Below are 21,369 nucleotides of genomic sequence, written 5' to 3'. Positions count from 1 at the left end.
CAAAAGTCAATGAGTCAGACTCAATTAAGTCGGTTATCGAAAATTTCCAACTAACGCAGGTTGTGCTGCTGCTGGATCTGGCGTCCCTGCGCAGCCCACGTCTTATGGCGGTTGTATCGAATTGCCTTCACCTTGCCGCGATTGCCCAGGTACGCAGACACCGCTGCCGAAATGGCGATGACAGTATCCTCGGGGATATCTGCGTCCACGCGTTTGCGCAGTTCAGCCAACTCGCTCTCTGCCTGATTCAGTCGTGCCGTGGCCTTCTGCAAGCTTGTCGAGGTCGCATCCAACCGGTCGGTCAGTTCAGCGACGAGCGCTCGCAGCTCCTTAATCTCACCGATGCCGTCAGACATTACTGTGGCCCCAATCCGTGCTTCTTGGCCGGGCGAACCTCGCGCTTGTTACGCAGAACCGACAGTGCGTCAGCCACACGCAGGCGGGTTTCCGCCGGGTCAATCACGTCGTCGACCAGTCCGCGCGAGGCGGCGACATACGGCGTCGAGAAGCGTGTCTTGTATTCGGCGATACGCTCGTCGCGCACGCGCGCCTGCTCTTCCTCGTCGCCCGCGGCGGCAATTTCCTTTCGGAAGACCACGTTGACCGCACCCTCTGCGCCCATCACCGCAATTTCCGCGGTCGGCCATGCGAATACATAGTCCGCGCCGAGGTCCTTCGAGCACATCGCCAGGTACGCACCGCCGTAGGCCTTACGCATGACGACGGTCACCTTGGGCACAGACGCTGCGGAGTATGCGTAGAGCATCTTTGCGCCGTGGCGGATGATGCCGCCATGCTCCTGGGTGACGCCCGGCATGAAGCCAGGAACGTCAACCAGGGTGACCAGCGGGATGTTAAAGGCATTGCAGAAGCGGATGAACTTTGCGCCCTTGTCCGAGGAATTGATGTCCAGCACACCGGACATCACGTTCGGTTGGTTGGCGACAAAGCCCACGGTACGACCCAAAACTCGACCAAAACCAACGACTAGGTTGGTGGCAAAACCCGCCTGGCACTCGAGGAAGTCGCCATTGTCGGCGATACGGATTATGACCTCGCGGACGTCGTAGCCCTTCTTGCCATCGACGGGGACGATGTCGCGGAGCTCTGGATCCGGCTCGGCGTCGAATACCGGATCCACGATTGGTGGCTCTTCCGTGTTGTTCTGTGGCAGGAAGCTTAAGAGCTTCTGCGCAATCAGGATGGCCTGCTCGTCATCGTCGGCAACGAAGTCAATATTGCCGGCCTTGGCCATGTGCGCATCAGCGCCACCGAGCTGCTCGGAGGTGATTTCCTCGCCGGTCACCGACTTAATAACGCCCGGGCCGGTGATGAACATCTGTGCCTTGCGAGTCTGAATAATGAAGTCGGTCAGCGCTGGCGAGTAGGCAGCGCCTCCAGCACATGGGCCTGCAATGATGGAAATCTGCGGCACCAGACCGGAAAGCCAGACATTGTTGTAGAAGACCTGGCCGTAGCCCGACAGAGAGTCAATCCCCTCTTGAATGCGAGCACCACCGGAGTCGTTGATAAACACGAACGGAGTGCCGTTGTCGGCAGCAGCGCGCATGGTGGCCGCAACCTTGCGGGACTGCGTTTCACCAGCGGAGCCACCCATGACCGTGAAGTCCTGGGAGGCCACGTGCACTGCCCGGCCGAGAACCGCGGCAGTGCCGGTGACCACACCGTCGGCAGGCGCGTCGGCAGTATCCATGCCGAAGTCGGTGGTGCGGTGAGTCATGAACATGCCGGTTTCACGGAAAGTGCCCTCGTCGACGAAGTTGTCGATACGCTCGCGGGCAGTCATCTTCCCACGTTCGTGCTGCTTGGCCTGGCGGGCTTCACCGCCACCGGCCTCAACACGGCGACGCTGAGCATCCAAATAATCCAGGCGCTCCGCCATCGAGGCGTCGACGCCCGGCGCGACGGCATCCGCCGAATTCGGCTGGTTTGCTGAACTTTGCGACATTGCTATCTCTTCTCCCGATGTTCCTAGGCGGGTTCCACCTGGACGGTCTGTGAGCGACCGCCAACGGTGACCTTGTAGCGAATTGGCTCGCGAATGGCATTGGCAGCACCTGAGGCTTGCTCCGCCTCGCGCTTGAGCTGTTCGGCAGTCTTACCGACGTTCTTCGGCCCTTCGCCGCGCGTGGTGAAGAATCCCGGTGCGACGGATGGGAACAGTGCGTTGGTCAGGACGTCCTCGGCGGTGCCGTTGTAACCGTCGAGCTCCTTGGCCTGCTTGACCAGGTCGTCCCACTCTGGTTCGAGGAGATCAGCCGGGCGAACCGTGATTTCTTCCTTCTTGGTCTGTTCCGCTGCCTGCTTAATCAGCTCTGGGTTGCGCTCACCAGGACACTGCCCGTAATAGCCGAGCATGAGGTCGGCGAACTCAGCCGTCATAACCTTGTAGCGCCCCATCAGCACGTTAAACACAGCTTGCGTGCCGACGATCTGCGAGCTCGGAGTCACCAGCGGCGGGTAACCGGCGTCCTTGCGGACAATCGGTACTTCACGCATAACCTCTTCGACGCGGTCACCCGCGCCCTGGGCCTTGAGCTGGTTTTCCATGTTCGACAACATGCCGCCAGGGATCTGCGACATGAAAATGTCGGTATTGACCAGGGTTTTCGACTCGAACTCTGCGTACTTCGGACGCACCTTGCGGAAGTGGTCACGAATGGTGATGAGGTTATCCATGTTCAGGTCGGTGGTGTAGTCGGTTCCCTCCAACATTTCCACCAGCGACTCGGTCGGGTTGTGCCCCGGGCCCAGCGACATCGACGAAATTGCCGTGTCCACGACATCCGCACCAGCTTCGATGGCTTTCATCAAAGTCACCATCGTGACACCGGTGGTCGAGTGACAGTGGACGTTAATCTGGGTGTCCTCGCCGTAAGTTTCCTTGATGCCGCGGATGATGTCGTAAGCCGGCTGAGGTTTCAGCAGCGCTGCCATGTCCTTCAACGCAATGGAGTCCGCCCCCATATCCAGTAGACGACCAGCGAGCTTAACGTACCCGTCGACGTCGTGAAGCGGAGACGTCGTATAGCAGATCGTGCCCTGCGCATGCTTGTCGACGTTCTTGACCGCGCGCATGGCGTGCTCGAGATTGCGTGGGTCGTTGAGCGCGTCGAAAACACGGAATACGTCCATACCGTTTTCAGCGGACTTCTCGACGAACTTGTCAACCACCATGTCCTCGTAGTGGCGGTAACCGAGAAGATTCTGGCCGCGCAGCAGCATCTGCAGGCGACTGTTCGGCATCAGCTTGCGGAATGTCCGCAGGCGCTCCCAGGGATCTTCATTAAGGAAGCGGATGCAGGCGTCAAAGGTTGCGCCGCCCCAGCACTCCACACTCCAAAAACCGGCCTTGTCCATTTCTTCACAGACATCGACCATGTCTTCCATAGCCATTCGCGTTGCCATGAGGCTCTGATGAGCGTCTCGGAACGCTACTTCCGTTACACCAATGGTTCGTGGACTCATAACTCCAAAAGTAAAGGCCTTTGGGGATCTTCGCGCGTTGGTGACCGCGAATATTGGGGATTCGGCGCCCGCCAAGGTGCGTTTAGAGTGTCAAATTGCCCACTTGCAGGGTTAAATACTTATTTTCACGCGAAGTTTATGCTCTTAATCGTTCGACTCGAATTTTTCCTTGGGGGTCGTTTTTGCGAATTGCGCTCGACAGATGGGACGGATGGCGCGCCCACACGGGACCGAAAAAGGCTCATGTTTTTTACAAAACGGTTAAGGTAGTCACATGAACCAAGCAAATACAGTCGGCGATTATCAAGTATGGCCGGGTGAGCCTTACCCGCTCGGATCTACCTACGACGGCGCTGGCACCAACTTTGCACTCTTTTCCGACGTTGCGGAAAAGGTTGAGCTTTGTCTGATTAGCGCCGAAGGCGAAGAAACACGCATTGAGTTGGAAGAAGTCGATGCGCATATCTGGCACTGCTACATCCCGTCCATCATGCCGGGCCAGCGCTACGCCTACCGCGTACACGGCCCATTCGATCCGGCCAACGGTAAGCGTTGCGACCCCAACAAGCTGCTGGTCGACCCATACGCCAAGGCTTTCGACGGCGAATTCGACGGTCACCCATCACTGTTCAACTATGACATTCATGACCACTCGAAGCGCAACACCGAGGACAGCCTGGGACACACCATGACCTCCGTGGTCATCAACCCATTCTTCGACTGGGGCGCTGACCGCGCACCTCGCACGCCGTACAACGAGACCGTGATTTACGAGGCCCACGTCAAGGGCATGACCATGACTCACCCGGATATTCCGGAGGAGCTACGTGGTACCTATGCCGGTCTCGCGCATCCGGCGATTATTGACTACCTCAAGGACCTTGGTGTCACGGCTATCGAACTGATGCCGGTCCACCAGTTCCTCCAGGACGACCACCTGCGCGAAAAGGGGCTACGCAACTACTGGGGCTACAACACCTTCGGTTTCCTAGCACCACATCAGGACTACTCGGCTTCCCAAAAGCCAGGCGGAGCAGTCAGCGAGTTCAAGGGCATGGTGCGCGCATTTCACGATGCCGGCATTGAGGTTATCCTCGACGTGGTCTACAACCACACCGCCGAGGGCAACCACATGGGCCCAACCATCTGCTTCCGAGGCATCGACAACGAGGCCTACTACCGCCTGGTCGAAGGCGATCGCCAGCACTACATGGACTACACCGGCACCGGTAACTCCCTGAATGTGCGCCACCCGCACTCGCTGCAGCTCATCATGGATTCGCTGCGCTACTGGGTCTCCGAGATGCATGTCGACGGCTTCCGCTTCGATTTGGCATCCACCCTGGCTCGAGAATTCCACGATGTGGATCGCCTCTCCGCCTTCTTTGACTTGGTGCAGCAGGATCCGATTGTCAGCCAGGTCAAGCTCATCGCAGAACCGTGGGATGTCGGCGAAGGTGGCTACCAGGTCGGTAACTTCCCACCGCAGTGGACTGAATGGAACGGTAAGTACCGCGACACTATCCGCGACTTCTGGCGCGGTGAGCCATCCACGCTCGGCGAGTTCGCTTCACGTATCACCGGTTCCTCGGACCTGTATGCAAACAATGACCGCCGCCCAACTGCGTCGATTAACTTCGTGACCGCGCATGACGGTTTTACTCTCAATGACTTGGTCAGCTACAACGAGAAGCACAATATGGCCAACGGCGAGGACAACCGCGATGGCGAGTCCCACAACCGTTCGTGGAACTGCGGTGTGGAAGGCCCGACCGACGACGAGCGCATCATTTCGCTGCGCGCTCGCCAGCATCGTAACTTCCTGACCACTCTCCTGCTGTCCCAGGGCACTCCGATGATTAGCCACGGTGACGAAATGGGACGTGGCCAGAAGGGCAACAACAACGTCTACTGCCAGGACAACCGTTTGGCCTGGGTCGACTGGAATCAGACTCGTACCAACTCTGAACTGGTCGAATACACCCAGTTCCTGACTGAGCTGCGTGCGGAACACCCAGTCTTCCGACGCCGCCGCTTCCTGCGCGGTGGCCCGCTCGGTGCGGAAACCGACGATCGTGACATTGCCTGGCTGACCTATGAGGGTCGTGTCATGACGACCGATGACTGGAACTTCGACTTCGGCAAGTCGTTGATGGTCTGGCTCAACGGCGATGCCATCACTGAGCCTGACCGCCGAGGTCACAGGATTGAGGATGACTCCTTCCTGCTGTGCTTCAACGCCCACCACGAGGACATCATGTTCCAAATTCCGGGCACCGAATACGCACACAGCTGGGAAGTCATCATCGACACCACAGAGATCACGGGTCGCCCGACCCGCGAGCGCATCGTTGAGCCAGAAGGCGAGCTCCGCGTGCCAGCCCGTTCTACCATCGTGCTGATCGAGCGACACTAGCCGCGTCCGCGTTGGGTGTAGGGGCCTGGGCCTGGGTTGGTTCCTACACAAAAATCCCCTGTCGGCGGAAGGCTTTTCTTCCACTGACAGGGGATTTTCGGCTCTGAGTTCAACTCAAAACAGGGTTTGGGTCAACACAGCACTGCGGGAGCCGAGCTGGCGTGAAGTCTTCTTACGCAGATGCGCGCATATTGAACTCCGCCTGAGAGTTCAACCAGTACTCCGGCTCGGTGTCAAAGTAGTCGGACAGTCGATTTGCGAGGTCAGTAGTGACCGCAGTGCGGCCGGTGCGAAAGCGCTCCAGAGTTGAGCTTGGCACGCCGATGGCAAGAGCCAGTCGGTAGATAGAGAGGTGTCGCGGCTCGAGGAAATTATCGTTCAAGATAGAACCAGGGTGCACAGGATGCGTGCTCAAAATGTTTACTCCTTATTTCATCGCTTCACTGGCATACGTTGTTTCCGCTTTGCCCTACGCTTGAGCTCGAAAGCTCGAACGACCAGTTACCGCCGTTCGTCGAAAAGTATAAGGAGCGCCCGCTCAAAATGCATCCGGACATTTAACCCCCCAAAACATGTGGTTTTCAGGGGTACAGACACCCCCACTGTCCGAACGCTCCATAAATATTCCTATTTTTGTGGGCATTTCCACATTGTCGGAAGCCATGTGTACTCGGCGAGAACCGCAGGTACCGCAGCCTCTATGGGGCTCAATCCGCCATCGGCGCTACCATCTAGTGCATGACTACGACCACGCCATCCTCCGAGCCCGCCGTCGTCTTCGAGCTCACAGGCGACACGGTGACTATTACCGCAGATGGGCTCCGCCTTACCCACACCATCAACACGGCCAGCACCGCCCCCGCGAAGCCCCTCCCGCTTACCGACGTTGCCGAGGTCGCATCGGCAAGTAAAAACGGTGTCTACACTCCGGCCAACCGCTTTTTCCCCGGCACGGTAGACCTCGGGGTAGCTTTACCAAAGGCCCGTGTGATGCCTCATCGTCAGGCAGCAGCGCAGTTGCTGGCAGACCTCGTGGCGGAGATAGCCAAGAATCCTGAGTTCTACAACTCAGCAGATGCTTTTACTTCCACGTTGATGCCGTGGGTGGCACAGCGCGCGGCGGTCACCGAAGGCGTGAGTGTGGTTGAGGGCGCGGGCGACGTCGTAAAGCACTCTGTGCCTTTTGCACCGCTTCCTACTGGGGATGAGGTTGCGGTGTCAGACATCGCACCGTTTGCGGCGTTCGATGTAGAGACAGCGAACGAAGACACCGGCTCGATTATTCAGCTTGGTGTTGCGGTCGTGCGTGGCGGGAAGGTGACGGATCGTTATTCCTGGATGTGCCGTCCGCCAAAGGGGCTGGAGTATTTTGATGAAGCCAATGTCGCGATTCATGGCATCACAGCGGCGGATGTGGCCGGTGAGCCGTCATTTCCGGAGCAGCTGGCGAAGTTTGTTGACGTCGTTGGGGATTTGGACGTAGTTGCTCACAATGCGCGGTTTGATTTCACAGCCCTGTCGCGGGCGTGCCGGGCGGAAGGCATTCCAGCACCGAAGTTGAATTTTGCGTGTACTTATATGTGGGCTCGGCAGATGCAGTTGGGGCTGCCCAACTTGAAGCTGCCGACATTGGCGGAGGCCGCGGGGACGTCGCTGGAGAATCATCATGATGCGACGGCCGATGCGGTCGCATGTGCTGAGGTAGCGCTGTGGTTGATGGAGCAGCAGCGCGCAACGTCGGTGGCTGATTTGAGCCAGAAGGTCTCGCTGAGCTTGGGCCAGATTGGCAGTGGACGAGTGCGGATGGTGCGCTATGACCCGGCTGGTGTCGCCAGCACTGGCGCCGGGACCAACGCGGGAACTGGTGCTGGTGCTGGTGCGCAGTCCGGCAGTTCCGCGCCGTCACGTCGGCCGCGTCGCAATGCGAAATGGGATGCGGCCAAGACACCGGACACCATTCCAGACCCGAATCCGGACGCGGATCCAAGCGGCCTGCTGTACCAGCAGCGGGTGACGCTGACCGGCGATTTTGCCCCGTATGACAAGGGCTTTCTGTGGGATAAGATCGCCTTTGCAGGTGCGAATATCAATAAGGGTGTCACGAAGAAAACGACCATTTTGGTCGCCGGTCCGTGGGATTCGGTGACGTCGAAGGAGAAGAGGGCTCGACAGCTGCAGGCCGAAGGCCAGGAAATCCAGATTTGGACTGAGAAGGAGCTCTTCACCGCACTCGGGCTGAATCCGGAAGAGGATGGCGCGTCCGAAGCAGGAGACACTGCGGAAGGGACACCTAGCGCCAGCGCCGGAAACAACTCCAGTGAGTCGGTTCCGTTGTTCGGTTCTACTTCCCTGCCCGGCGATGACGGAATGCCACCCTTCTAGGCCACGTTCACGAGAAGAAATTCGCATTCGGACGGCAGGCGCAGACTCTGGGGCTAGCTGCTGCCACAGCGGTCAGGCAGCAGCTTTTCCTGGTGGGCGGTATAAAGGGGAACATGAGTCGCCGACCAATTACGTCCACCTACCGTCTCCAACTCCGTGGCCCCAAGGCCGACCCAAACGGGCGCGCTTTCACGTTCGCTGACGCGGCTGAACAGGTCGGCTACTTGGCAGACCTCGGAATTTCACACCTGTATCTGTCGCCTATCCTCACCGCCGTACCGGAGTCTAACCATGGCTACGATGTCATCGATCCGACGACGGTGAACCCGGAGCTCGGCGGCATGGAAGAGCTGCAGAAGCTCGCGCAGGTGGCGCACAAGGCCGGTCTGGGCATCATTATCGACCTGGTACCGAACCACCTCGGTGTTGAGGAGCCCAAGCTCAATGCCTGGTGGTGGGACGTTCTGACCTATGGCAAGGATTCTCAGTTCGAGCCCTACTTCGACATCGACTGGCACGAGGACAACGGTGCCAACGGCAAGATGGGGTTGCCGATTCTGGGCTCCCCGGAGGATATCGACAAGCTGGAGCTCGACACGTCTGGTGACGAGCCACTTCTGCGTTACTACGACAATGCATTCCCGGTGCGCCCCGGCACCGAGGACGGCACCCCGCAGGAAGTACATGATCGCCAGGCCTATCGCCTGATGTACTGGAAGGACGGGGTCATTGGCTACCGTCGATTCTTCAGCGTCAACGGTCTGGCCGGCATCCGCCAGGAAAACCCGGTGGTATTCGAGCACACACACCGCATCATCCGCGAGCTGCTAGCTGCGGACATCATTGACGGTGTCCGCATTGACCACCCGGATGGCCTCAGCAACCCATTCGGATACCTCAGTGAGCTGCGCCGTCTACTCGGCGATGACAAGTGGCTGGTTATCGAGAAGATTCTGGGTGCCGAAGAGCCACTGGATCCGAGGCTCCAGGTTGACGGCACCACGGGTTACGACGCCCTGCGTGAGTTCGACAATGTCTTCGTCAACCGCGACTCCCGAGACGCCATGAGTATGTTGGCTCTGCAGCAGTCCGGCTCAACCTGGGACAAAACTGCCGTGCAGGCAACTGCGCAGGCTCTCAAACACGATGTCGCAGCGCACGAGTTGGCTGCAGAAGTCCGTCGTCTAGCACGTGCCCTGCGCCGCGATAACTGGTCTATCAGCGGTACCAGCGTCAGCGATGAGGTACTTATCGACACCATCTGCAAGCTGGTCGCTGCCATGCCTGTCTACCGTTCGGACTATGTCTCCCTGTCGCGAGTGGCTTCCACGGTCATTGGTGAAATGGCAGCGCGTTTCCCCTCGCGTGTCTTTGCCCTCGACCTCATTTCGGCAGGTTTGGTAGCCGGTGGTGAGGCCGCCACGCGGTTCGCTCAGGTTTGTGGTGCGGTCATGGCAAAGGGTGTCGAAGACACCACCTTCTACCGTGCCTGCCGCCTGATCAGCCTAAACGAAGTCGGCGGTGATCTCGGTCGCTACGGCATGTCTGCGGCGGAGTTCCACCTGTTGCAGTCGGAACGTGCTCGCCTCTGGCCACGAACCATGACCACGCTGTCCACGCACGACACCAAGCGCGGCGAAGATGTCCGCGCCCGCATTCTCCAGCTCTCCGATGTCTCCGGCGACTGGGCTGAAAATGTCCGCAACTGGATGGCCATCACCCCCGCCCCGGACGATGCCACCGGCTACTTCCTGCTGCAGAACATCATCGGAGTCTGGCCGACCGACGGCGTGATTACCGATGAACTGCGCGAACGCCTCCACGACTACGCCATTAAGGCCATCCGCGAGGCAGATGTGCACACCTCCTGGACGGAGCCGGTCGAGGAGTTCGAACTCGGCATCCGCAGCTGGATTGACGCGCTTCTCGACGGCCCCCTGACCGACTCCATCACAGAGTTCGTCCGCTCCATTGCGCCAGCTGCCCTGACCACGTCACTGTCGCGCAAGCTCCTCCAGCTTGTCGGCCCCGGCATCCCCGATACCTACCAGGGGACGGAGTTCACAGAGGACTCCCTGGTTGATCCCGACAACCGCCGCTTCGTCGACTATGATGCGCGCGTCGCGGCGCTGGATAAGGTTGCCCGCGATGAGGTCACGTCGGTGACTAAGAGTCCAGAGCACCCAGCTGAGCTGCCGGAGGACTTTACGGATGCCGATGCGGACGTCGCAAAGCTGATGGTGACTCACCACGGAGTGAAGCTGCGTGCGGAACGCCCGGAGTCCTTCGTCGGCGGCGCCTACCAGCCAGTATTCGCCGTGGGTGTCGGCGAGCGTCATTTGGTCGGTGCAGCACGTGGACCGAAGGGCGAGCCGGAAGATGTTATCGCGCTGGTGACGCGCCGTCCGCTGGGGCTGCAACGCGAAGGCGGTTGGGGCGACACTACAGTGACACTTCCCAAGGGATTCTGGACCGACCGTTTCACTGGCCATACTTGGTCCGGCACCATCGCCGTGGCTTCTCTGTTCAGCTCCTTCCCAGTAGCACTGCTGGTACGCGAGGACGATGACGACTAATCGAATGAAGGATTCGCTTGCCGACGGTTCCCGCGATCAGACCCGCAAGGCTCAGTTGGCGGAGGATCGAGAGGTTACACGTGCGCTGCAGTCGAAGTACGACTCGTGGGCAACTCGGCACCCCACCGCCGCGCAGGACTTTGTCGATGCGATTAAAGAGATTCTCTCCGATGCCGGTTTGGCCTTTGACAATGTCACGGCGCGGGTGAAGTCTTTCCGCTCATTGCGGCAGAAGGCCCTGCGTCGTGAAGCGGACGGCAACTACGTCTACCCTGACCCGTGGCACGGTATCCACGACATCATCGGTGTGCGTGTAACCACGTACCATTCGACGGAGATTCCCGCGATCATGGATGCGCTGGGAGATTCGCTGACTGTGCTGCGTAGGATTGACAAAACCGCGGAGACACGAATCAGCGGCCGGTTGGGATACGGCTCCCAGCACTTGATCTGCAAGGTGTCGACGGCGGCGCCGTCAGAGCTAGCTCCATATGCGGATATGCAGTTTGAGGTGCAACTGCGCACTGTGCTGCAGCATGCGTGGGCGGAATTTGAGCACGATATTCGCTATAAGGCCCCTGAGGGAGCGACAGACCCGCGGATTGATCGAGCTTTTGCGCTGGCCGCTGGCCTTATTGAGCTCGCGGATCAGCAGTTCGACCAAGTCGTTGCCGTGCTGGAGGAATCCACGCCGGACGATTCCGCGCAGGGAGAGGGCAAACAGCCCTCAGCTCCGGCAAAGACCACAGCCGATGACATTGTGGTGACTGAGGAAACCCTACCCGGCGTGCTGACGATGCTGCTTCCAGATGCGCCCCGATCGAAATCAGAACATTACGGCTGGGCAGAAGAACTGCTGGAGCGCAATGGCATTCGCACTGTCGGGCAGCTGCGAGAGCTACTTAATCCACAGCGCCTCAGTGCGGTAAGCAAGGCCATGAAGTACCGCTTTAACCCAGGCCATGTGCGTGTTATCGATGACCTACTACTAGCGGCTCGCGGTGAAAAGCACATCAAGGCCACTGCAGATACCAGCCATAACCCGAAGCGTCGACCAGCCCGTTTGCGCGCACGGTTGCAGCAACTAGCGGAGGCCGGGATGCCTATGAGCGACGTCCCCGAAGACGATCGAGCTGACGGCGATCGCGCTTCGTAGGCCGCCCGGCACCGCGATCGCGCATCGGCATCGATGCGAGAATCTCCCTCGGAGGCGGTGGCGGAGAGTGGTCGATATAGCACTGCCTGGCCACCGGAGCTCCGACCCGCTTCTTCACCGTCTTGGTGACCTCAACAATGTGTTCGCGGTGGTTTGCCCACAGTCGCACTCTGTCCCCTGGGACGACCAGAACTGAGGGTTTCACGGCTTCGCCGTTGACTTTGACGTGGCCGCCACGGCACGCATCTGCGGCCAATGAGCGAGTTTTCAGCAACCTGACCGCCCAAATCCAGGCATCGATACGCACTGGTTCGGTAGACAATTGCTGCTGAGCAGGCATTTACTGCGGATCCTTGTAGTTCACAATCCGCTGAACCTTTTGCCAATTGAGAAAACCACCGACCAGGCCGACTACTGCCAGGATGAGGAATAGGGACATGCTTCCGGCTAGAAGTCCGAGCACTGCACCGCCGACGACACCGCTGCCTGCCCATACAACGGCATTGCGGGAGTACTTTCGCACCGCGTTCTTACGGAGCTCAATGGGGTTCTGAGGTTGGGGCTGAAGATAGCTCATGGAGTACATATTAGAGCGTTCTGGTCGCCCTGACGCATCGCATAGGTCGATAGGGCGTACAATTCGGGAAAAATTTCTACAGCTATAGCAAACCTGCTAGATATTCCTATTTGGGTAGGTAATTAACACAATGGCGTAGGTTGATTGCTAGTGTTAGTCCTATGACAGAAACTGTCCGCCCCCGCCACCGCATGGTCGACCGCGTTGCGGCGATCCTCGAACTCGTTGCGCGCTCTAACGAAGGTCTAACCCTCACTGACATCGCCCACACGTTGAACTATCCGCTCAGTACCACGCAGGGCCTTGTCAACGGTCTGACTGTGACAGGTTACCTTGACGAGTCCAACAAGCGTTACACGCTCGGCATGGCACCGTTTCTGCTCAATGTCATGGCCGGTCGTCGCATGGTCCATGTTCCGACGGCCGAGCTTGAGGCGATTCACAACGAAACTGGCTTGATTACCGTGCTGGCACTGCCGGTTGGTGGCAAGCTTTTCTACCTCAAAACCGTCGGTGAATCCATGCGCTACCAGTACCTGACGGAGAACTTCCTGCCACGCTCGCTGCTGCGCACCTCTGCAGGTTGGGTTTTGATGAGTCGGTTTGAAAAGCGCGAACTGTGGTCCTACCTGAACTCCGCGCGACCGGAAGACCAGGTTTATGTGGATGATTTCCTCCGCCAGGCCGGGGAAATCGCAGAGACCGGCGTCTGTGCTGCCCCGGGTATTGCCGAAGGCGGTGGCGTCGATGGTGTCTCTATCGCAGTGGAGGAAGACGGCGCTACTGTGGCTGCGGTCTGTGTCTTCGGTCGGCCGGAAAAGATTGCGGAAAACAAGGACGAACTGGTGGAAATTCTCAAGCGTCATCGCGGCGCACACAACGGCGAGGAGTCCCCGAACCAGGGTTAGTGGCTGTTAGGCGCGCAGCTCCCACCAGATTTCGCCACCGTCCGTAGACGGCTCGCTAGCTCCCTTAGTCAGCGCCTGCATTTCGCCGTCAAGCTGGGCAATCCCATCGGCAGTCACCGCGATGGAAAACTCCACGTTCTGGCCCCACCGCGTTTCCACGATCTCATAACCACGAGCACGCAATTCCGCTTCGATGCGACCGGCATCTGCGGCGGAGACACTCACTACTCTCAAGGCTCTTTGCACGCGCCGCATGCGCGTGACTTTTTCTAGACACTCTGAGACCGAATCCGAATAGGCCCTCACAAGCCCACCCGTGCCTAATTTGATGCCGCCAAAATAGCGGATCACTACGGCGGTGACATTCGTCATTCCAGAGCCCTGGAGCACATCGAGCATTGGGCGCCCTGCCGTGCCGCCAGGTTCACCGTCATCTGAGGATCGCTCCACCCGATTCCCTCCGACGACCTCATGAATGTATGCGCTGCAGTGGTGGCGAGCATCCGGGTACTCCGCCTTGGCCAAATTGATGACCTCTCGGGCGCTGTCTTCGTCGTCAGCACGCGCGATCCACGTGATGAAGCGAGATTTCTTAATCTCGATTTCATTCGTGACGATGTCACCGCCGGCGGGGACAATCAGCTCGATGTCGCGCTGCTTCTGCGTCGCTTCGGTCGAAGTGGATGGCTCGGTGGTCATAGTGTCCATTGTTGCGTATGGGCTTCGTGCACACCCAATCACCGTCGCTCGCTACTATCTCGACTTCACCTTGGACTCACCTCAAATACGCGGTGTTCGAAAACGGTTCCCCTGTGCCAATCCGCTGACTGACCTACCATGGTGCCCATGAGCAACTACCGAGTCTGGGCCCCGTACGCTTCCGAAGTCCGTCTGCTGTTGGGCAATCCTGACGCGCCAGCGATTTTTGATATGCATCCAATCGCTGACGCCACCGATGGCTACGGCGCCAACTCTGGTTGGTTTGAAGCTGATGTGGCTCGTACACCGGGGGATCGCTACGCATTTTCGCTGCGGGCACATGCGGGATTCGGCGCGCCTGACGACGAATCGGGGGACGGCTCCTCCCCTGCTGTCGGTGACTGGACAATACCGCTGCCAGATCCGCGTTCCCAGTCGCAGCCGGATGGTCCGCATGGTTTCTCCGAGGTCGTTGACCTGGGTGCCTATAAGTGGAAGGACTCGGCCTGGTCGGGCCGGATTCTGCCAGGAGGTCTGATTTATGAGCTGCATGTGGGCACCTTCAGCGATTCTGGTGATTTCGAAGGTTTGGTGGAACATCTAGACCATCTGATTGAGCTGGGGGTAACACACATTGAGCTGATGCCAGTGCAGCCTTTCGGCGGTGACCGCAATTGGGGCTATGACGGTGTGTCCTGGCACAGCGTGCACGAGGGCTACGGTGGCCCGCGGGGTCTACAGAAGCTAGTTGATACGTGCCACCGAAAGGGTTTGGCTGTCATCTTGGATGTGGTCTTTAACCACTTTGGCCCAGACGGCAACTATGTGGGGTTTTTCGGTCCCTACACCGCTGGTGGTTCGACGGGTTGGGGTGAGGTTGTCAATCTCACTGGCGACAACTCTGATGAGGTGCGTGCGTATATTTTGGATGCAGTGCGCCAATGGCTGGTGGATTACCACGTCGACGGTCTTCGTCTGGACGCAGTCCATGCCCTGCATGACGAGGGCGCATTCCACATTCTGGAGCAGATGCAGGTTGTCGCAGACACTGTCGCAGCCGAGACTGGTATTCCGCGTTCTTTGATTGCAGAGTCCGACCAGAATGATCCGCGTTTGGTCCGTCCGCGCGCCGCTGGTGGCTTTGGCCTCAACGCTCAGTGGGATGATGACGTCCACCATGCACTGCACACGCTAGTATCTGGCGAGGACCACGCCTACTACTCAGACTTTGGGTCGGTGGAAGCGCTAGCTAGTGCTTTGGAAACTGGCTTCTGGCATACGGGCACAATGTCGACGTTCCGTGGTCGCACTCATGGTCGTCTCTTCGACCTGTCTGTACAGCCCATGCATGCTTTCGTAACGTACACGACCACACATGATCAAACGGGAAACCGCGCTGTCGGTGACCGTCCGTCGATGAACCTCACTCCGGCGCAGCAGGTTTTAAAGGCAGCAGTTATCGCCTGCAGTCCTTTCACCCCGATGCTTTTCCAAGGTGAGGAATGGGGCGCCTCTACCCCGTTTGCTTTCTTCTGTTCCCATGAAGATACGGAGCTGCAGCGGCTCACGCGCGAGGGACGCCTACGTGAGTTTGCCCGTGCCGGGTGGGATCCGAAGGAGGTATCCGACCCATCCGATCCAGAGACCTTTAACCGCTCGAAGCTCAATTGGCAGGAGGTCTCGGAGGGCTCGCACGCCACTATTCTGGCGGCCTACCGCGATCTCTTCGCGCTGCGGAAGTCACACCCGTCGCTTCGCACTCCGTGGTCGGCATCTGTAGTGACTGAGTATGACGAGGACAATCGTTGCCTCGTCGTTGTGCGCAGCCAGGATGAGCGCGAAATGGGTGCCCGAAACTCGGATGCCTTTGAAACTGTCGCTTTGGTTGCGAATTTCTCCGACGCCGAAACCAGCGTCAGCCTGGATTCCGAGTTCGGTTCCGCCCACCTGCTACACACTTTTGAGGACGCAGCAGCCAGCATCGTCAATGACGAAGCTGCTGGTCCCGAAATCTCGCTTCCAGCGTGGGGCTACGCTGTCGTCTCGCTCAGCTAGTCAGCCGGATTTTCAGCCTCGGTGTCGGACTCTTCCTCATCCGCCGCACCCGACTCGGGTGCTGGCCACGGCAACTCGGTGACATCACCGTGGAGGACGTGAGCCACCAACGCGTCTGCGATGAGAATATCGCTCATCACCAACGTCGGAACCAGGTCCGCCAGCTGAGCCCACATCGGAATCAGCTCACGGACAGCGGCGACACTGGCATCAGAGTTCTCAGCCTGAGTACGAGCCAATACGCGGGCAGCCACTGCAATAAGCAGTGACGTTCCCGGCACCAGAGTCCAGTGCAGCGAAGGATCATCCGCATCGATGCCGTCGAGCTTGTGGAAGCGCACATTGACCGCCTTGCGCAGTCGTGGAGACGCCTTCGATACCGTCTTAAACAACACCCGAGAGGCGGCGGCAAGCTGGGTCATGACACCGGATTCCACAATCTCAGCACGATTGCGTACCACTTCGTAGATTGCGGTGAAGCGAGCGTCATCGTCGGTCAGCGGACCCGGGACCATGCGGTAAGGATCAAAGACCTGCGACAGAATAGCGCTGGCCTGTGCTTCCGGCAGCGAGGTAATCTGCACCGAGCTCTGGTCGATAGTAGCGGACTCCAGGGTGGTGTCCTGGCCGCTGGCAGCAATGTCCAGCAGTCCCTGGCCACCAGTTGTGCGCAGGTAATCCAGCTGACGAGAACGGTCCACGCTCTCATCAGTGAGATCCGCCAATGCTGCCAATGCACCGAGCCACGGCACACGGCGACGCCCCGGCACTGGCTTAGTAGCGCTGAAGTCTCCCAGCACGAGTCCGGAGGCGATAAACATACCCGGCTGATCGTCGAGCGCGATGACTGAACGGTTCAACGCTGCCAGACCGGCGCGTGGTTCGGCACACAAGATCGCACCCAACCTAGGTGCGGCCAGCAGCGGATTCGCCTGCGCCATGTCGGTTGCACGACCAGCCCGCAAGGTCGCCAGTAGTGTCCACAAACGTGCGAGCTGATCCTGATTTAGCTCGCCCCACAGTTCCTGCGCGCGAGCAACGGGATCGGTGTCCTCGCCATCGAGGTCGATAGCCTCTGCATCATCGACATGATTCAGAATGGTCGACCCGGCCGCCGGCCACTGCGGGTGGCGTTCCTTTTCCACACCGAGAGTCACCTGCGCGACAAATGGGCCGAGGCCGCGGAGCTCGTCGGGAAGCTCGCATTCGCCCTCCACGACTTCGAGGGCGACGGGTTCGCGCCACGGCTGACCGGCGGCCCAGAGCCACAGGGTCATCGGCAAGTGCGAAACGTCGTCAGCGACATCAACCTCGATGATGTCAGTGGCTTCATCGTTGAAGGCAATCTGGCGGATGGCATCGCGGGAGGAAGCCTCCACCAGTGGTACAGACAGGCGCTTCCGTCCCGTCACACGTGTCCAGTCCAAACTGATGCGCAGAGCCTTCAGCAGGGAGATACGGTCTGCAAACTTGCCGAACTCCGCGTAGCCAGTATCGCCGAAACGCTTGATGGGGACACGACAGATGTCGCGCTCACCGCTGGAAACTGCAACATGCGCATGGCGCAACTCGCCCGGGGCATTGACGACAATCTTGCCGAAGGCATCGACACGCTTCGGGCGGGTGACCAATGTAGTGGTGCGGCGGGCGACGGATTCGTCGGCAAGCGGAACCTCAAACTGCAGCGTGCCTGGCGTGACCTGCAACTGCAGCCATGCGCCCTCGTCGGTGGAAAGCTCGACGGTACCTGTGACTTCGTCCGCCCCGAGGCGCACGATAGCGGGCTCGGCGTCAAGCGGCTTGTCGCCGGAGACAACGCGGATGTCGGCGGGGCTCAGACCGTCGATGGTTGGGATGCGGAATCCGTCACCACCACCGCTGTAAGTGATCGTGAGGTCTGCCTGCTCCGCAATGGCGAAGTGCTTCTGGAAGCTGCGGCCACGCGGATTGACCAGGCGAACCACGAACTCGCCGACCCACGGGTAATCATCATCGGTAAGGATCTCAACCTCGCCACCCGCGGCGGGCACCTCGAGGTCATAGACCATGACGGAATCCGTGGTAAACGCACCATAGCCACCAAAATCGGTGACGATGGCGCGCCAGGACTCGTCCTTACCGGACAGCGTCGGCGGGAACACAGCGACCGGACCACCGGCGTAAACCGGGGTGCCGTAGGCAGACACCGTGCCGTCGAGACGCGCGTGGGGCATGGTCATTCGCGGTTGACGCTGCGGTGATGCCGAGCGAACCTCGCCAGCCGCCCCAGACCGACGAACCTGAACTGCATGAACATCGCGAAGATCGATCTCAGCGACTTGCCACAACTCCCAGTTAAATGGGCGCGGGTCCGATAGCAATGGCACCTCAGCACCCGTAACGGGGTCAACGAGTGTGGCATCAACCGGGTAGACCACCGTAGCGGACGTCGAGTGTAGCGAGACCTTGTCTGTGACTGACTGACCGTCGGCACCGAAAATGAGAATTGGGTCCTCAGTGCTAATCGCGGGGACTCGCCAGTGCTTCTCATCGCCGATTTCCACCAGCACATCGCGCACCGGCTCATCGATGGTCACCACTGGACGCGGCAGCGAATCCTGCAGGCCCACCACCGGCGTCGTTGCTACCGTGCCGCCGAAGGTGACACGCCAGGTCCGTCCCGCCGGATCCAGCGGCGTCGGTAGCTGTACGCCAACGGTCTGCGTCAGCTCATCGAAGTACAGCTGCGGGCGCCCGGTCGTTGCCACCACGCCCACCGCTTCACGACGATTCGCAGTACCCGCCGGACGCATACGCAGCTCTTCACGCGCAGCGGCCACCAGAATAGGCGGCAGCCCCGCATCGAGCTGGCCGAGTTCTTCCCGGGCCTCCCAGTTGGCCGGATCGGCAGCGGTGGCAATGGCGTAGCCGAGGGTTGCCTTAAACAACTTGTGTGCCTGACGAGGTGCCGTCCTGGCCAGCTGACGCAGCGCCAGCGGGTAGACACCATCTTCCGCCTCTGCGATTTCGGTCAGCAGCTCCTCGAGCAGCGGATGAACCTTCGAAAGCGCCTGTACCAGGTCATTTGATGAAGGGTCGGATAGCTCCGCTACCCCGGCAAGTTCCTCGCAGCGCTCGATAATCAGTGGCATCACTGACAGCTGCACTCCCGCGTGCAGCAGAAGCACCTGCGCTGCCCGCTGCAGCGGATCCGCGTCGGCTTGGTTGCTGTCGACGTCGTTAGGCAAACCAGCGTTGGCCAGCATTGTCGGCACTGCGGCGGCGAGGTGCTCGATGAGCGCGCCGGTAGTGTCAGCGTCTGGATCCAGCTGCAGAGCGGCTGGCCAGTCCAGCCACATTTCGCTTGCCGACGCAACACGCGCGGCGCGTCCTACCAGCGAGGCAAGGGTGACCAGCGGGTGATTGTCAACGACACTCTTCGCAGCTTCGATATCGGCGGCAGTACCGCCCGCCAGATGATGGGCCAGGAGCGTTCCCAGGAAGCGGTCGATACGCTCAACCTCGTCCATCGCCAGCCCTGACCAGACAAACAGTGGCTCAACTTTGGCCTGTGTGGCAGATTCCAACAGCCCTGGAATCCGGGTGGCCAGGTCCTGCTCTGCGGCAGCCAGCCACATTTCGACAGTCACGGTATTTTCCACTCGGACACCCTGGTCGACACTGCTTGCCCCAGTCATAGTGGGTGGACGCTCCCCTTCGCTACAAAGCTTGCTCGAAAAGATTCATTTAATTAACGGAGCTGGGAGGACTTCCTCGGAGGTTTCCCAGCTGGACCCAGCAAGTCTAGGTCAAAAAGTCATACTCTGGTGTGCCGGGTACCAGTCGGCGGCACTTCAGCGGCGAGGCATCCATGCGTGCCAGCAATTCCTCGAGGTCAGAGGCACGACGTAGCTCAATACCGACAAGAGCCGCGCCAGTTTCGCGGTTGTTGCGCTTGAGGTACTCGAACTGCGAGATGTCGTCATCCGGGCCGAGAACATCGCTGAGGAACATACGCAGCTGGCCGGGCTTCTGCGGGAAGTTGACCAGGAAGTAGTGCTTGAGGCCGCGGTAGACCAGCGAGCGCTCCATGATCTCGGCATAGCGCAGCACGTCGTTATTACCGCCCGAGATGATGCAGACAACAACCTCGTCCGGTTCAAACTGCATCTGCTCCAGAGCTGCCACAGACAGCGCACCGGCCGGCTCAGCGATGATCCCTTCGTTCTGATAGAGATCCAGCTGCGCCTCACAGACCGCGCCCTCCGGCGCAATCATCGGATGAACGCGGTTGCGGTTGGCCTCCAGGATGTGCCATGGCAGGTCACCGAAACGGGCCACCGCGGCGCCATCGACGAACGGATCGGTGTGCCCCAGCGTAATCGGGCCGTTGTTCTCCAGGGCTGCGCGCATGCAGGCCGCACCCGCAGGTTCCACACCCATGACCTGGGTGTTCGGCGACATATCCGACAGGTAAGAGGTGACACCGCTGAGCAGACCACCGCCACCGACCGGTGCGCAGATGGTATCCAGAGTCAACCCCTGGCCGGAGAGCTGCGCAATAATTTCAGCTGCGACAGTGCCTTGTCCGACAATGGTGTTGAAGGAGTCGAATGGCTCCACCATGGTGGCACCAGTGCGCTGTGCGTCAGCACGCGCCGCAGCGGCGGCCTCATCGAAGGAGTCCCCGACAACGACAATCTCAACGGCATCGCGGCCGTGGTAAGCGATACGGTCGCGCTTCTGCTTCGGCGTGGCATTGGGCACATAGATGCGCCCCTTAATACCCAGCTGGCGGCAGGCATATGCCACGCCTTGAGCGTGGTTTCCTGCAGATGCCGCAACGACGCCTGCTGCTCGCTCTTCGTCGGTAACCTGAACCATGGCGTTGTAGGCACCGCGAATCTTGTACGAGCGCACGTCCTGGAGGTCTTCCCGCTTGAGGAATACCTTTGCACCGGTGATTTCGGAAAGACGTGGGCTGAACTGCAGCGGAGTGGCCGCAATAACCGAAGAAATTCGTGCCTGCGCAATCTGAATATCGGCCGCGTGAACAAGTCGGCGTTCGGTCTGGGAAGCAGGCACAGAATTCTCACTCATGAGCTATGACTCTACTCGGTCATACAACCGGT

The 21,369-nt window shown here is 59.6% G+C and carries 15 protein-coding genes; 6 read left to right on the top strand and 9 right to left on the bottom strand.

Annotated elements, in window-relative coordinates; translation table 11 throughout:
• Positions 1-50 precede the first annotated feature (50 nt).
• Genes ADB08_RS01835 through ADB08_RS01825 form a run of 3 tightly spaced genes read right to left on the bottom strand, consistent with a single transcriptional unit; the run spans position 51 to position 3,489 of the window.
• Positions 51-356: a hypothetical protein gene (locus ADB08_RS01835; protein WP_048734709.1), complete on the bottom strand. Its 306-nt coding sequence runs from the start codon at positions 354-356 to the stop codon at positions 51-53.
• Entirely contained in the window at positions 356-1,969 is a 1,614-nt protein-coding gene (locus tag ADB08_RS01830; RefSeq protein ID WP_049170294.1) for an acyl-CoA carboxylase subunit beta, read from the bottom strand. The genes ADB08_RS01835 and ADB08_RS01830 overlap by 1 nt, the downstream gene beginning before the upstream one ends.
• A 23-nt stretch (positions 1,970-1,992) precedes the next feature.
• Positions 1,993-3,489, bottom strand: coding sequence for a methylmalonyl-CoA carboxytransferase subunit 5S (locus ADB08_RS01825; protein ID WP_049170291.1), 1,497 nt, complete (start codon positions 3,487-3,489; stop codon positions 1,993-1,995).
• 274 nt (positions 3,490-3,763) lie between these two features.
• Here ADB08_RS01825 and glgX point away from each other — a divergent pair, with 274 nt between their 5' ends.
• A complete protein-coding gene (gene glgX / locus ADB08_RS01820) occupies positions 3,764-5,905 on the top strand; it encodes a glycogen debranching protein GlgX (RefSeq protein ID WP_048734718.1) in 2,142 nt (713 codons plus the stop codon).
• 172 nt (positions 5,906-6,077) lie between these two features.
• Here glgX and ADB08_RS01815 read toward each other — a convergent pair whose 3' ends face one another.
• Complete coding sequence (locus ADB08_RS01815; RefSeq protein WP_005510305.1) at positions 6,078-6,320, bottom strand: HigA family addiction module antitoxin; 243 nt, start codon at positions 6,318-6,320, stop codon at positions 6,078-6,080.
• A 323-nt stretch (positions 6,321-6,643) separates the two neighbouring features.
• On the opposite strand from ADB08_RS01815, the gene ADB08_RS01810 reads away from it, so the two are divergent.
• The 3 genes from ADB08_RS01810 (at position 6,644) to ADB08_RS01800 (ending at position 12,019) form a co-directional block, all read left to right on the top strand.
• On the top strand, positions 6,644-8,287 hold the full coding sequence (locus tag ADB08_RS01810) for an exonuclease domain-containing protein (RefSeq protein WP_049170289.1): 1,644 nt from the start codon (positions 6,644-6,646) through the stop codon (positions 8,285-8,287).
• Between the two features lie 113 nt (positions 8,288-8,400).
• Complete coding sequence (gene treY, locus ADB08_RS01805; protein ID WP_048734725.1) at positions 8,401-10,863, top strand: malto-oligosyltrehalose synthase; 2,463 nt, start codon at positions 8,401-8,403, stop codon at positions 10,861-10,863.
• The gene (locus ADB08_RS01800) at positions 10,853-12,019 is read left to right on the top strand and encodes a GTP pyrophosphokinase (protein WP_065421638.1); all 1,167 of its coding nucleotides are present in this window, start codon (positions 10,853-10,855) and stop codon (positions 12,017-12,019) included. The genes treY and ADB08_RS01800 overlap by 11 nt, the downstream gene beginning before the upstream one ends.
• Here the strand turns inward: ADB08_RS01800 and ADB08_RS11265 are convergent.
• Complete coding sequence (locus ADB08_RS11265; RefSeq protein WP_016422972.1) at positions 11,967-12,359, bottom strand: RNA-binding S4 domain-containing protein; 393 nt, start codon at positions 12,357-12,359, stop codon at positions 11,967-11,969. The genes ADB08_RS01800 and ADB08_RS11265 overlap by 53 nt on opposite strands.
• Positions 12,360-12,605, bottom strand: a complete 246-nt coding sequence (locus ADB08_RS01795) for a hypothetical protein (protein ID WP_005510313.1) — start codon at positions 12,603-12,605, stop codon at positions 12,360-12,362.
• A gap of 152 nt (positions 12,606-12,757) precedes the next feature.
• Here ADB08_RS01795 and ADB08_RS01790 point away from each other — a divergent pair, with 152 nt between their 5' ends.
• Positions 12,758-13,504 (top strand): helix-turn-helix domain-containing protein, encoded by a 747-nt coding sequence (locus ADB08_RS01790; RefSeq protein ID WP_048734728.1) that lies wholly within the window; start codon positions 12,758-12,760, stop codon positions 13,502-13,504.
• Positions 13,505-13,510: 6 nt separating this feature from the next.
• On the opposite strand, the gene ADB08_RS01785 is transcribed toward ADB08_RS01790, so the two are convergent.
• A complete protein-coding gene (locus ADB08_RS01785; RefSeq protein ID WP_370449640.1) occupies positions 13,511-14,212 on the bottom strand; it encodes a YigZ family protein in 702 nt (233 codons plus the stop codon).
• Positions 14,213-14,341: 129 nt separating this feature from the next.
• Here ADB08_RS01785 and treZ point away from each other — a divergent pair, with 129 nt between their 5' ends.
• Positions 14,342-16,258 carry a malto-oligosyltrehalose trehalohydrolase gene (gene treZ, locus ADB08_RS01780; RefSeq protein ID WP_049170287.1) on the top strand — a complete coding sequence of 639 codons (1,917 nt, stop codon included), beginning with the start codon at positions 14,342-14,344 and terminating at the stop codon, positions 16,256-16,258.
• Here treZ and ADB08_RS01775 read toward each other — a convergent pair.
• On the bottom strand, positions 16,255-19,935 hold the full coding sequence (locus ADB08_RS01775) for a hypothetical protein (RefSeq protein WP_049170286.1): 3,681 nt from the start codon (positions 19,933-19,935) through the stop codon (positions 16,255-16,257). The two genes, treZ and ADB08_RS01775, sit on opposite strands and share 4 nt — an antisense overlap.
• Positions 19,936-20,041: 106 nt before the next feature.
• Entirely contained in the window at positions 20,042-21,337 is a 1,296-nt protein-coding gene (ilvA, locus tag ADB08_RS01770; protein ID WP_016422977.1) for a threonine ammonia-lyase IlvA, read from the bottom strand.
• Positions 21,338-21,369: the final 32 nt, after the last annotated feature.

Source organism: Corynebacterium sp. 239_CJEI (assembly GCF_001055995.1).
GTDB classification, from domain to species: Bacteria; Actinomycetota; Actinomycetes; order Mycobacteriales; family Mycobacteriaceae; genus Corynebacterium; species Corynebacterium jeikeium_D.
Note: the sequence above shows the minus strand (reverse complement) of the source record. Positions and strands in the feature narration are given on the sequence as shown.